12 protein-coding genes and 1 pseudogene are annotated in these 12,949 nt (G+C 42.1%); 2 read left to right on the top strand and 11 right to left on the bottom strand.

From position 1 onward, the window contains the following. Positions 1 to 8: 8 nt before the first annotated feature. A complete protein-coding gene (cyoA, locus tag QQJ93_RS12675) occupies positions 9 to 926 on the bottom strand; it encodes a ubiquinol oxidase subunit II (protein WP_089123465.1) in 918 nt (305 codons plus the stop codon). An 810-nt stretch (positions 927 to 1,736) separates the two neighbouring features. On the opposite strand from cyoA, the gene QQJ93_RS12670 reads away from it, so the two are divergent. Continuing rightward, positions 1,737 to 3,686: a BCCT family transporter gene (locus QQJ93_RS12670; RefSeq protein WP_089123466.1), complete on the top strand. Its 1,950-nt coding sequence runs from the start codon at positions 1,737 to 1,739 to the stop codon at positions 3,684 to 3,686. Between the two features lie 69 nt (positions 3,687 to 3,755). Here the strand turns inward: QQJ93_RS12670 and fghA are convergent, their stop codons facing one another. After that, positions 3,756 to 4,595 carry an S-formylglutathione hydrolase gene (gene fghA / locus QQJ93_RS12665; protein WP_089123467.1) on the bottom strand — a complete coding sequence of 280 codons (840 nt, stop codon included), beginning with the start codon at positions 4,593 to 4,595 and terminating at the stop codon, positions 3,756 to 3,758. A gap of 272 nt (positions 4,596 to 4,867) precedes the next feature. Beyond that, a complete protein-coding gene (locus QQJ93_RS12660; RefSeq protein WP_089123468.1) occupies positions 4,868 to 5,992 on the bottom strand; it encodes an S-(hydroxymethyl)glutathione dehydrogenase/class III alcohol dehydrogenase in 1,125 nt (374 codons plus the stop codon). Between the two features lie 156 nt (positions 5,993 to 6,148). On the opposite strand from QQJ93_RS12660, the gene QQJ93_RS12655 reads away from it, so the two are divergent. After that, positions 6,149 to 7,003, top strand: coding sequence for a LysR substrate-binding domain-containing protein (locus QQJ93_RS12655; RefSeq protein ID WP_089123469.1), 855 nt, complete (start codon positions 6,149 to 6,151; stop codon positions 7,001 to 7,003). Positions 7,004 to 7,005: 2 nt separating this feature from the next. Here QQJ93_RS12655 and QQJ93_RS12650 read toward each other — a convergent pair whose 3' ends face one another. The 8 genes and pseudogenes from QQJ93_RS12650 to QQJ93_RS12615 form a co-directional block, all read right to left on the bottom strand. Then, a complete protein-coding gene (locus QQJ93_RS12650) occupies positions 7,006 to 7,836 on the bottom strand; it encodes an ion transporter (RefSeq protein WP_089123470.1) in 831 nt (276 codons plus the stop codon). Between the two features lie 107 nt (positions 7,837 to 7,943). Then, positions 7,944 to 8,558 (bottom strand): thiamine phosphate synthase, encoded by a 615-nt coding sequence (gene thiE, locus QQJ93_RS12645; RefSeq protein WP_089123471.1) that lies wholly within the window; start codon positions 8,556 to 8,558, stop codon positions 7,944 to 7,946. Between the two features lie 9 nt (positions 8,559 to 8,567). After that, positions 8,568 to 9,377 carry a hydroxyethylthiazole kinase gene (gene thiM, locus QQJ93_RS12640; RefSeq protein ID WP_089123472.1) on the bottom strand — a complete coding sequence of 270 codons (810 nt, stop codon included), beginning with the start codon at positions 9,375 to 9,377 and terminating at the stop codon, positions 8,568 to 8,570. 13 nt (positions 9,378 to 9,390) lie between these two features. Further along, positions 9,391 to 10,059: a thiaminase II gene (gene tenA / locus QQJ93_RS12635; RefSeq protein ID WP_089123473.1), complete on the bottom strand. Its 669-nt coding sequence runs from the start codon at positions 10,057 to 10,059 to the stop codon at positions 9,391 to 9,393. Positions 10,060 to 10,133: 74 nt separating this feature from the next. Continuing rightward, a complete protein-coding gene (locus tag QQJ93_RS12630; RefSeq protein WP_089123474.1) occupies positions 10,134 to 11,081 on the bottom strand; it encodes an ABC transporter substrate-binding protein in 948 nt (315 codons plus the stop codon). Positions 11,082 to 11,164: 83 nt separating this feature from the next. Then, a pseudogene (locus QQJ93_RS12625) lies at positions 11,165 to 11,899 on the bottom strand (ABC transporter permease); the annotation flags it as partial. Between the two features lie 58 nt (positions 11,900 to 11,957). Next, positions 11,958 to 12,716 (bottom strand): ABC transporter ATP-binding protein, encoded by a 759-nt coding sequence (locus QQJ93_RS12620; protein WP_089123619.1) that lies wholly within the window; start codon positions 12,714 to 12,716, stop codon positions 11,958 to 11,960. A gap of 64 nt (positions 12,717 to 12,780) precedes the next feature. Further along, positions 12,781 to 12,948 (bottom strand): hypothetical protein, encoded by a 168-nt coding sequence (locus QQJ93_RS12615; protein WP_160117488.1) that lies wholly within the window; start codon positions 12,946 to 12,948, stop codon positions 12,781 to 12,783. Position 12,949: the final 1 nt, after the last annotated feature.

Here is a 12,949-nt window from a genome sequence, read left to right as displayed (position 1 = left end):
CCTACCCTTTAATTTTGTGCCATGTCCATATGATGCCCTTCACTCATCCCTTTTTCTGATGAGTTCAGAGAACCTTTGTACTGCTTCACCACATCGGCAAACAAATGCTCTGGAACACTGGAGTAATAAGTCACCGGCACGTTTTCACTTGGTTTTGCAAGCTGACGATAACCATCAAAGTCATTCATCACTAAAGCATTCTTATTGGCTTTAACACTCTTCACCCAGTCATTAAATTGTTCAGGTGTATCAGTAACATGAGCTGTAAATTTCATTCCAGAGAAGCCTGCACCACTGTAACTAGCCGAGATACCCTTGTAATCATTCGCTTCGTTAGCCATTAAATGAACACTGGTCATCATCCCTGGCATCGCATAAATCTGACTGCCAAGGCGAGGAATAAAGAAAGAGTTCATAATGTTGTCTGAAGTGACTTTAAACTTAACCGGAATATCTTTAGGAAAAGCCACGTAATTGACCGTTGCAATGTGCTGATCGGGATAAATAAATAACCATTTCCAGTCTAAAGAAACGACTTCAATGGTCATATGGTCAACATCACTCACTAACGGTTTAGATTGTTCTAATTCGTGAGTGGTACGCCAAGTGATCGTGCCTAAAATAGCGATAATAATAATTGGAACCGTCCATACCACTATTTCAATCTTGGTTGAATGTGCCCATTCCGGATCGTATTTTTCATCTGTATTGCTAGCGCGATACTTATATGAAAAAAAGACTGTCATTAAGATCACAGGAATAACAACAATCAGCATCAGCAATAACGCTGTAATAATCAGCTCTTTTTCTTGAATACCTATGACCCCTTTAGGATCAAGCAAAGCAGATTTGCACCCTGATAAGAGTAGAGCTGCAATAAACATCCCTCCTCTAACCAAGAGGCTTCTATATCTTGAGGCTTCCATTCTAATTCTCGATGTTTAAGGGTTGCTGTCACATTGTGGATATAAAGGAAACAACCGAGTGGTAAACAACGCAGTTTTATTAGTCAATTAACGCATTTAGCGACTTTTTAGCTAACATTTACTGCTTTTTTTTTAATTTTATTGTTTCACGTATATATTTTGCCCCCACCTTAAAGAAACAAAATGCACACATTTAAAAACAACAAATCACACCAAATAAAATCAAAATATTACATTTAAAAATATCTAGTTACATTTAGACCATTATGCTTACATAAACACAACAACTCACTACTCAAAAATGAAAACTAACTTCTCAAAAGTGATAGGTTAAATTCAGGAATAGAAGTTTTAGCCAAATAAAAAATGTGCAGAAAAACCAAGAGAAGAAAAATGAGAAAAGAAAAAACAACCACCACTTACCGAATGTTAGCGTCTATATCATGAATTTTATAGACAACATTCAATAATAAAAACTGACTTCCGATTAACAAAATAAAGAAAACAATTCGAAGTGGTGACTAAAAAATAGAGGGCAATGACGCAGTTTACTATAAGGGAGGATTAACAATCGGTATTTATAAAGAATAAAATCTATCTCAAAACCTTAAAATCATTCACCACATCAATAACAAAAACACATCAACCAATAACATAAATACTTTAAAATTGAAAGTGTTAACCACATTCAATTTATTCGACTTTGGTCTTAGTTTTCTATATAAAGAATGTTAGCTTCATGTAAACACATATATAAAATGTGGTTTTATAATGTAAATGGATTGCTGTATTTTGCTTAGGAGTTAGCTAATGAACACGCAAAAAAATTCTTTTTCACTCATAGATAAACCCACCTTCTTCGGTGCGATTATCGTTCTTTTATGTGCCGTCATCCCTTTGATTATTTTCCCTGAAGAAGGAGAAAAATGGGTTGCACTGGCCAAAACATTTATGACAGATAAGGTTGGGGCACTTTATCTAATTCTTGGCCTTGCCTCTTTCTTCTTTATGATTTACATCATTTTTTCAGACATTGGCCAAATCAAACTTGGTGACCCCGATGAAGAACCAGAGTTCAAAACTGCATCTTGGGCTGCCATGCTATTTTGTGGTGGTATCGGTGCCAGTATTTTATATTGGGGTACTATCGAGTGGGCATTTTATTATCAAAACCCACCATTTCAATTAACACCAGGAAGCGAAGAAGCGGTCCGTTGGGCGGCGACTTATGGCATTTTTCACTGGGGTCCAATCGCTTGGTCTATTTACCTAGTACCGGCTATTCCAATTGCATACTTCTTCTATGTTCGTAAACAACCAGTTTTAAAGGTTTCAGCAGCACTGATGCCTATCATTGGTGAAAAACGCGCTCAAGGAGGTTTAGGCAAAACCATTGACGTTATGTTTATCTTTGGTTTACTAGGCGGTGGTGCGACGACACTAGGCTTAGCATCACCATTGATTACCGAAGGTCTACATCACTTATTTGGTACACCGAAAACAACTGGTATACAACTAATGGTTTTATTAGTTTGTACTATGATTTTTGCTTATTCTGCTTATGCTGGAATGTCAAAAGGGATCCAATTACTCAGTAATATAAACTTCTGGGGAGCTTTAGCATTATTGATTTTCATCTTTGCGGTTGGGCCAACAACTTTCTTACTTGAAACGGGTTTGGATTCTTTAGGAAGAATGCTATCAAACTTTTTTGTCATGGCCTCTTGGGCTGAACCTTTTGGTGGTTACGGCTCGTTTGAGAATACCCACTTCCCACAAGATTGGACTATTTTCTACTGGGCGTGGTGGCTAGTATTTGCACCAAGCATGGGCTTATTCATTGCACGTATTTCTCGCGGCCGTACGATTAAACAAATGGTTGCTGGCTCAGTGTTCTTTGGCTCTTTAGGTTGCTTCTTATTCTTCATGGTTCTAGGTAACTTTGGTTTATCACTTCAGCTATCTGGCCAATTAGATGTTATCAGTGTCTTAAATGCTCAAGGTACAACTGCGGCTATCTTTGCAATATTAGATCAACTACCAATGAGCACTTTGGTTATCGTGGTCTTTACTGCGCTATGTATCATCTTTACTGCAACAACTTTTGATTCGATTTCTTATATCCTAGCTTCTGTTGTGCAAAATGATGTTACTGAAGAACCAATGCGTTGGAACCGTTTATTCTGGGCATTTACCCTATCATTCATGCCATCGGTATTGATGTTCATGGGCGGCCTAGCGACACTACAAACCGCTTCAATTGTGGCTGGTATTCCACTGATTGCCATTTCTGCAATGTTAATGATGTCTACCGTTAAAGCTGCCAACTTCGACCTAGCAAACCAAGAAGGTTACGAAGATCCAGTGATCAACATTGAAGACTTACCTGAGGTCGATCCTTGGTCTACTGAAGGTGTCGCACTGGCTAAATTTGAAGAGCTAAAAGCAACCGCTATTGAAGCTGCCGATGATGAACGTCAAGCACTGAAAGCGATTTGGAAACTGAGAAAGCAAATCCGTGAAGAAGCATTAACCTATGGTGATAATGGTCTTGAGCTTGGTGATATTCCGGCTGAACTACAGAAGCAGCTAGATACCCTAACAACTGAAGCAATGGCCGCTAAAGAAGTGAAACTTGCCGCCTCGCAAGAAGCGCAAGAGGCTCGAATTGCTTTCAATGATTTAATCAAAGAAAAACAAGAGCAAGAAGCTCAAAACGAATCTACTTCACCAACAGAAGTAGAAAAAGCAGCAAGTTAATATAGCTTAGATATAAGAAAGGGCAGATGATTCTGCCCTTTTTATTGCGCTAAATTTATGACTCAAAATTCACTTCAAATACTGAGCATGAAACTTTAAATGCTCATCAATAAAGCTAGCGATAAAAAAGTAACTATGATCATAGCCATCACGAAGGTTAATCTCGAATGGGTAATTCACATCGTTAGCCGCATTTTCCAAAAGTTGCGGTTTCAATTGCTCTTGCAAGAAATTATCAGCCAAACCTTGATCAACTTTAATCGGCGGTAGATAGGCTTCATTGCCTTTGATTTTTTTCATCAATTCTACTGCATCGTATTTGACCCATAACGCTTGGTCATCGCCTAAATAAGCAGTCAGTGCTTTATGCCCCCACGGACAATGCAGTGGGCTAACAATTGGGCTAAATGCAGAAATCGATTTAAATCTTGGGGCATTACGCAAACCAATCGTTAACGCGCCATGACCGCCCATCGAGTGCCCAGAGATAGCACGCTTATCCGTAACGGGAAAATGCGCTTCAATCAAAGTCGGTAACTCATAAGCAATGTAGTCATACATTTGATAATGTTTAGCCCAAGGCTCTTGAGTAGCATTAAGATAAAACCCCGCCCCTTTACCTAGGTCATAAGCTTCGTCATCCGCCACTTCGTCGCCACGAGGGCTAGTATCAGGCGCAACAATCGCAATCCCTAGCTCTGCTGCCATCCGTTGCGCACCAGCTTTTTGCACAAAATTTTCATCGGTGCATGTTAAGCCTGATAGCCAATACAGCACCGGCACTTTTCCCTCGCTGGCTTGCGGCGGCATAAAAATCGAAAAGCGCATAGTGCAATTAAGCACTTGTGAATCATGCTCAAATTGCTGTTGTTGTCCGCCAAAACACTGATTTGAATTCAACTGTTTCATAAATCATCCATCTGTCATTTTTACGTGTCTCGTGTCTCGTGTCTCGTGTCTCGTGTCTCGTGTCTCGTGTCTCGTGTCTCGTGTCTCGTGTCTCGATAAAGATTCTACAACTGGAACACAAATGACAAGCTTTCTAATCACGATTCAATCTTCAAAGTAATTGAGCTTACAGCTAGGCAACAAGTAAACGACGCCCCATGAGCATAGCTTGCCTATGTGATTGGGGTGAGTGCACGCAGTAAACAACGCTGTAAGTTCAAGTACGAAGAAGATTAATAATGAATAACACTACGGATGCTTTTACCTTCATGCATCAAATCAAAAGCATCATTGATATCTTCTAATCCCATAGTATGCGTAATAAAGTCATTTAACTTAAATTCACCATTCATGTAGCGCTCTACGTAATCAGGTAGCTGTGAACGTCCTTTTACGCCGCCAAATGCCGAACCTTTCCATACCCGCCCAGTAACGAGTTGAAACGGACGGGTTGAGATCTCTTGCCCAGCACCTGCTACACCAATGATGATCGATTCGCCCCAGCCTTTGTGGCAACACTCAAGCGCTGAACGCATTAGGTGTACATTGCCAACACATTCAAAGGAGTAGTCAACGCCGCCATCGGTCATTTCAACGATCACTTCTTGAATTGGCTTATCGAAATCTTTTGGATTCACCACGTCGGTCGCGCCTAGTTTTTTAGCAAGATCGAATTTTGATTCATTGATATCAATGGCAATAATTCGGCCTGCTTTTGCCATTGTCGAGCCAATGATCGCAGATAAACCAATGCCGCCAAGACCAAAAATGGCCACCGTATCCCCCGGTTGAACTTTTGCGGTATTGGTTACTGCCCCCATACCCGTAGTTACGCCACAACCAAGTAAGCAAACTTCTTTTAAGTCTGCTTGTGGATTAATTTTGGCTAATGAGACTTCCGGTAGGACCGTATATTCAGAGAACGTCGAGGTACCCATATAATGATAAATCGGCTCGCCATTAATAGAAAAACGGGTTGTACCATCTGGCATTAACCCTTTACCTTGCGTTTCACGAACTGAAGAACACAAGTTGGTTTTGCCTGAAGTACAGAATTTACATTCGCCACATTCTGCGGTGTATAACGGAATAACATGATCACCCACTTGAACCGAGGTTACTCCTTCCCCTACAGACTCAACAATACCGCCACCTTCATGGCCTAAAATGGCTGGAAATACGCCTTCTGGATCATCACCCGATAAGGTAAATGCATCGGTATGACAAACACCTGTGGCAATAATTTTCACACGTACTTCACCTGCTTGTGGAGGCATTACATCAACGGTTTCCATCTTTAAAGGCTCACCGGCTTTCCACGCTACGGCTGCGCGTGACTTAATTACTTGTACTGTCATTTCAATTCCTTATTGAGAATATTAATAATGTTTTTTTAATTGCTTTCAGTATAGTCAAGCTCACCTAAATGATAAGGATTTTATTTGCAAAACACTTTTACTAATAGGTAATAATAGATAGGATATAGTGTCGATTGATACATATAGGTGATAAATATGCAGTGGCAAGGAATATCGGAATTTGTAGCAGTGGCTGAAACCGGTAGCTTTACTTTGGCTGCCAAACACCTATCGGTATCGACCGCGCAAATTAGCCGTCAGGTGAATCAGCTAGAAAAACGCCTATCGGTAAAATTGTTTTATCGCACTACTCGTCAAGTTAAGCTCACCGACATTGGGCAGAATTACTTTGAACAATGTCAGGCTATTTTAGAGCAACTGAAAGAAGCCGAACTGTCCGTCACCAACCTTAATCATAGTCTGCAAGGTCAGCTTAAAGTTTCGGTGCCAATCGCCTACGGTGAAAGTCATATTGCGCCGTTAATTAATGACTTCTGTTTGCTGTATCCAGACTTGAATATCGAGCTTTGGTTAACCAATCAGTTAGTCGATCTGACCGAAGAAAAAGTCGATCTGGCGATCCGCTTAGGCGCGTTAGATGATTCAAGTATGATGGCGAAAAAATTACGTCCAAGGCAGCAATATCTCTGCGCCTCGCCCAAATACTTACGACAATATGGTCAACCAGAATCGCTAAACGATCTCAAGCATCATAATTGCCTAGTGGGCACCCTAGATTATTGGCGTTTTCATAATAGGAAGCTAACCGTAAATGGCTCGTTAAAGTGCAACAATGGTTATGCATTACTCGATGCGGCACTCAAAGGTATAGGTATCGTTCAGCTTCCTGATTACTACGTAGAAAGTTATGTCGAATCAGGTCAATTGGTCGCAATCTTGCCTCACCTACAAACAAAAAATGATGGTGTGTGGGCGGTCTACCCTCACAACCATCATTTATCAACTAAGGTTCGTTTACTGCTCGATTATCTAGATAAGCATTTAAATTAAATTCATTTCGGCTTATTCATCTCAGCAAGTGTCGCTTGCAATTGATCGAGTTTTTGATGCAACGCCTGCATTTCTTGCGAAGTCGCCATGGTATCTGCATCGGGGTTTTGCTCTTCACGTAGTTGCTTATGTTCTTCTGACATCACTTCCAAAATAGTACCGACCATCATATTTAAGAAAATGAACGCAGTCAGAAAGATAAAGGTTAAGTAGTAGATCCAACTCAGTGAGTAGACTTCCATGGTTTCATACATCACATCAGTCCAATCCTCAAAGGTTGCCACCCGGAACAGGGTTAGCATTGAGATCGACACATCACTCCACAAAGTTGGGTTAATGTTGGCGAACAACATGCTGCCGATTGCGGCGTAAATGTAGAAGATCACGAACATTAATAATCCAATATACCCCATCTGAGGAATCGCTTTTATCAATGCATTTACCAGTACCCGTAACTCCGGCACCATGGAAACCAAACGCAATACACGGAAGATACGTAGTAGTCTAGCGATAAGGATGGTCGAGCCAGCCGCTGGATATAAGCTACCGATAACAATAATGGTATCGAAAATATTCCAGCCCTTTTTAAAGAAAGCGCGGATGCCATCACTGGCGAGATAACGGATCACTAATTCCACTAAAAAGAATACCGTGATCGCGATATCCATGATATTGAGTGCCGACTCCATAGCCGGAGGTAAAGAATAGGTATGAGCACCAACCGTTAAAGCTGAAATAATGATCACAGCAATCACAAACCATTGAAAACTCTTACTTTGATCGATGCGTTTGAAAGCTCGCTGAAAGTGCGAAAAGGTAGACGTTTGTTCCAAGAAGTTATCCCTTAAGAATATATACTCACATCATGATAAGTGGATTCTCGGCATAACAAAGTGAATAGACGTAACAGAGTATTACCTGCACGTCTATTCAATAACAATTAACTCATTAAACCTAACAAATATTTGGCCGCCGCTTGAGGATCTTGCGCATGACTAATGGCGGAAACCAACGCCAAACCATGTACGCCTGTCGCACTTAATTGCGGAATATTAGCTTCATTAATACCACCGATAGCCACAATAGGTAATTGAGTCGTACTGAGCGCCTTTTTCAATCCCTCAATTCCCCAATGGTTTTTAGTATTGGTTTTAGTCGGTGTAGCAAAAATGGCGCTTAAACCTATGTAGTCAATTGGCAAACTATCTGCTTGGGCAAGTTGCTGCTCGTTCTCAATCGACAAACCAAGGATCTTATTCGGGCCGATTAACCGCCGAGCGATTTCAGCAGGCATATCCGACTGACCTAAGTGCACGCCATCAGCATCAATCGCCAATGCGACATCCACTCGATCATTGATAATTAAAGGCACACCACTCCCGGCTAAAATATCTTTGACCGCTTGCGCCCGTTCGATAAAAGCTCGCACATCACCATGCTTTTCACGCACTTGCACCATAGTAACCCCACCAAGTACCGCTTCACTCACTACATGTTTCAGTGTGGCTAAATCTTGTTGATCATCGGTGACTAAATACAAACGATAGTCGCTCATTACACTTCCTTATTCGACACGCTCTCGGTTTAAAGGCTCTAATTTAAGACGCTGCCTCATCGTTTGCTCATCCAACTGATATAACTCATCTAACAATGCCATTTGTAGACTACCTGGACCGCGTGCTTGTTCTGCCGCGATCTCACCTACCACACCAAGCACCGCCGCAGCCGCTAAACCGGACTCATCCCCTACAGCGGCAAACGCACCTGTCAAAGCACTAAGCGTACAGCCCATCCCTGTCACGCAGGGCATCATTGAGTGGCCATTGTTGAGTTTTACGGTTTGTGTATTACTCACTATGTAGTCGGTTTCACCGGAGATCACGACACTCGCACCATACTCATTAACCAAGAAACCGGCTGCCGTTAATGCTGTATCGCTACTATCTAAAGCATCGACGCCTTTGCTTTGAGCTTGCTCACCCGCTAATGCAATAACTTCAGAGGCATTAGCACGGATGATCAACCGATTAGCTAACTGAGCTATTTGCCGTGACGTGTTGGTACGTAGTTGGCTGGCACCACACCCCACCGGATCCAGCACCACTATTTTATTGTGAAGATTGGCTTGCTCAACTGCAAATATCATTCGCTTTGTCCAAGCACTATCGAGCGTGCCAATATTCACCACTAGAGCACCAGCAAATGACATCATCTCTGCCATTTCTTGTTTTGAATGTGCCATTATTGGAGATGCACCGATTGCCAATAGCGCATTGGCGGTATTATTCATCACAACATAGTTGGTAATATTCACCACCAATGGCTTCTGTTCACGTAATGCGGTTAATGCTTGAGTAATTTGTTCGATTAACATGTTAATTCTCCAACTAGCCCTGTTTAACGTTTAATCCTTGCTGCCAAAAAGCCACCTCCATACGGGTTGCGGTTTTAAATACTTCAATCAAGTTTCGGCCACGCTGACTATTAATATCAATTTCGGCTAACAGTTGATTAAAGTGCTCCGCTCCACTTGCCACACCAGACTGAAACTCTTCGCCGCCATATAAATTTATCCAACTTGCATAAGGATTGCCTTCCAAAACGGTATCGGCATCTTCGATCAATCTTTTACCAATCACGGCATAACCAATCGAACAAGGCGCTAAAGCGGCATAAAGATCGACGAGATCTCCCGTCATACCGGCATCAAGTACATAACGGGTATAGGCGACTGTGCCAAAATCTTCTGGCTCATTTTCCAAATCACTTTCAGTTAATCCCCATTGACCGCAATACGTCACATGGTGCGATAATTCAGAATCAAGTAGACCTTGTACCGTAGGTAGAGCGCGGCGCATATCATCTAGAGTTCGTGATTTGTAAATGGCCAACGCATAAGCTCGTGCGTATTGTTTTAAGAATAAAAAATCTTGTTTTAAGTAGTGTAAAAAGCACGGTTGAGCCAGAGTGCCTTTTGCCAATTGCTCAACAAAAGCATGTTTGGTGTATTGCTGCCAATCTTGCTGACAAGCGTCGATCAAATCTTGGTATTTCATAATATGGTTGTCTCAAATTGGTGATATCGAATTAACTGAATCTTTTAACTTAGTCTTATAACTCAGCCTCTTAACTAAAGATTCGGTACGTAATCTTTTGCTTTTGGTAGCGTCTCGATGATTTTTTTATCGAACATAAACTTGGCGTAATCATCATAACGTTTGAGATCGACCGCTGATGGACGCAGTGCAAAACGGGTTAACGTATCCTGCCAAGCTCGATGATTAAGCTCGTTATCTAGTGTATCGGGTGCGTAGGCGACAAACTCTTTCCACGAGGTTTCTGGGTGGTTAACGATATAAGTGGTGGCTTGTTGTAGCGCAGTATTGAAAGCCTGGATCTTCTCTTTATCGTAGCTTTTAGCATTGGCAACAAACACTAACTCATCATAGGCAGGCACTCCATGTTCTTCAGGGTAGAAAGATTTGGCTTTATAGCCTTCTAGTGCTAACTGATTGCTTTCAAAATTGCGTAGACCTCCCCAAATAGCATCAACCTTGCCAGAAGCTAATGAAGACGATAACGCCCAACCAACATTGATCATTTGTACATCGGAAAGTTGAACGCCCTCTTGCGCTAACATAGTGCCAACGGTTGCCCCTTCATTGCCGGAAATAGCAATGCCGATCTTCTTACCTTTAAGGTCTGCAAGCTTTTCATTCTTTCCGTTATCAAGCACCATCAAAGTATTAAGCGGTGTGGCAATAAGGGTTGCCGAGCGAATTAAAGGCAAACCAGCAGCGACATCAATGGTTAAACTCGGTTGGTATGAAATCGCCATATCAACCTTGCCTGCCGCTACCAACTTAGCCGGAGTACTCGGATCCGCAGGTTCTTGAATATTGACTTTTAATCCCTGTTGTTTGAAATAGCCCCGCTCTTTAGCAATCACAATGGGGCCATGATTTGGATTGACGAACCAATCCAACATTAAAGTCATTTCTTTGTCTGCGGCAAGCGCATTAGCCGAAATAAGCGAGGTAACTAAAGTGACAACGCTGATCAATTTGTTTATTTTCACGAATCATTCCTTATTAAATAGTCCTGTTGGTTTACGATATATTAGGGTCTGTTGCCTAGTTATTGGCTTTCCCAAGGGCCTAATCATTTGCTTTCCCAAGGAATAGCCGCTTTCAATAATTTATCGGTGAGGAAATACAAGGAGATCGACAGCATTGCCAAAATAAATAATGCGGCAAACATTTCATCGATAATCATCCGAGCGTTAGCTTGTAACATTAAATACCCTAAGCCTTCACTCGACCCTACCCACTCCCCGACTACCGCTCCAATTGGTGCGATCACTACTGCAACACGAATCCCAGAAGCTAATGTTGGCAACGCCGCTGGTAATTGAATATGACGTAACAACTGCCACTTAGAAGCGCCCATGGTTTTGGCAAGATCAAGATAACCCGTTGGGGTATTACGCAAACCGTCATAACAACAAGTGGTCACAGGAAAGAATATAATGATGGCTGCCATGACAACTTTCGATGCAATGCCATATCCGAGCCAAAGCATGAGTACTGGCGCAATGGCAAAGACTGGAATCGCTTGGCTAGCAATAAGAATCGGTAATAACCAACGTTTGAGCGGTTCAAACATCAACATTTGTAAGGCGAATAGCAATCCCATCGATAAACCAAGTGCAAGACCTAACAAAATTTCCTGTGCAGTCACCCAAGTGTGTTTAAGCAAGACATCATATCGAGTGACGAGTTTGTCCAGTACATCAACAGGCGCAGGCAAAATAAAACTCGGCATATCAAACATAACGACAATCAATTGCCACAAGCCGAGAATCACCACAACCGTAACTAACAAACGTAACGCAGGATGAGTCACCCGCTCTTTTTGACTCACTCGGCGAGAAAGTGATTGGTATTGAGTCATCTCACTCATAATCTTTCTCCAACTGCTGCAAAATCGCATGTTGTAAGGCGGCACACTCACCATCCAGCACACGAGGAATAGCTGACTCTGGCACAGCAAGGGGTTGCGCTTTGGCCGGGCTTCCTTGCAGCACATACAATTGATTGGCTAGCCGAACCGCTTCTTGCGGATCATGAGTAATCAAAACCACCGTTTTATCTTTCAATAAATCGGCTGATAAAGTCTGTAATTTGTGGCGAGTCACTGCATCTAATGCGGAGAAAGGTTCATCCATCAAAACGACGGGCTTGTCTTGCATTAAGGTGCGAGCAAGTGCGACACGTTGCCTCATCCCACCTGAAAGTTGATCCGGCTTGGCATAGCAATAATCCACCAGCCCTACTTGCTGTAATAGTTTGAGCGCACGTGGCTGATCTTTATGTAAGTCGCGTTGTGAATGATTAAAGCGCGAACTTAAACACACGTTATCCAACACATTGAGCCACGGCAGCAGCAGATCTTGCTGAGCCATATACGCGATATGTTCAGTTAAAAGTAAGTTATCGGTAGTAATCAGCTCGCCCTGCCACTCAACTTTGTCATCTAATAAACCCGCTAGGTAGCGAAGAATCGTCGTTTTACCGCAGCCACTTCGGCCCAGCAACACCGTCCATTGCCCAGCTGGAATCGTCATATTAATGCCTGAAAGCGTCGGCGCTTGGCTATCCTTATATTGCAAACAAGCGTTAATAAGCTGAATGCCGATGGTTTTAGTCGGCATTGCACTAGAAGACGTAGTTTCAAGAGACGTTGTTCTAGGAGCTGTCGCTCTAGGAGACGTAGCTTTAGTCGACATAACTAAAACCTAACGTTATCGCAATGGTATTACGCTGGATTATCGATAAGCGAGTTAAGCTGACATGATGAGCTGCTGAGATCACAGGCACACAAGGGGCTTGGAATAAAAATATTTGTATTTGTTGAGGATTACGCGGTATTGAAGAATTCGCCATT

The sequence above is a fragment of the Vibrio algivorus genome (assembly GCF_030161215.1).
Lineage (GTDB): Bacteria > Pseudomonadota > Gammaproteobacteria > Enterobacterales > Vibrionaceae > Vibrio > Vibrio algivorus.
The sequence above is the reverse complement of the archived record's forward strand: the minus strand, read 5'-3'. Positions and strand labels throughout refer to the sequence as shown.

Bases quoted from the DNA above. Each gene is read 5' to 3' on its own strand.
- QQJ93_RS12655 (WP_089123469.1), top strand. From the start codon at position 6,149: ATGCAGTGGCAAGGAATATCGGAATTTGTAGCAGTGGCTGAAACCGGT.
- thiE (WP_089123471.1), bottom strand. From the start codon at position 8,558: ATGAGCGACTATCGTTTGTATTTAGTCACCGATGATCAACAAGATTTA.
- thiM (WP_089123472.1), bottom strand. From the start codon at position 9,377: ATGTTAATCGAACAAATTACTCAAGCATTAACCGCATTACGTGAACAG.
- QQJ93_RS12615 (WP_160117488.1), bottom strand. From the start codon at position 12,948: ATGGCGAATTCTTCAATACCGCGTAATCCTCAACAAATACAAATATTT.
- cyoA (WP_089123465.1), bottom strand. From the start codon at position 926: ATGGAAGCCTCAAGATATAGAAGCCTCTTGGTTAGAGGAGGGATGTTT.
- fghA (WP_089123467.1), bottom strand. From the start codon at position 4,595: ATGAAACAGTTGAATTCAAATCAGTGTTTTGGCGGACAACAACAGCAA.
- tenA (WP_089123473.1), bottom strand. From the start codon at position 10,059: ATGAAATACCAAGATTTGATCGACGCTTGTCAGCAAGATTGGCAGCAA.
- QQJ93_RS12620 (WP_089123619.1), bottom strand. From the start codon at position 12,716: ATGCCGACTAAAACCATCGGCATTCAGCTTATTAACGCTTGTTTGCAA.
- QQJ93_RS12660 (WP_089123468.1), bottom strand. From the start codon at position 5,992: ATGACAGTACAAGTAATTAAGTCACGCGCAGCCGTAGCGTGGAAAGCC.
- QQJ93_RS12670 (WP_089123466.1), top strand. From the start codon at position 1,737: ATGAACACGCAAAAAAATTCTTTTTCACTCATAGATAAACCCACCTTC.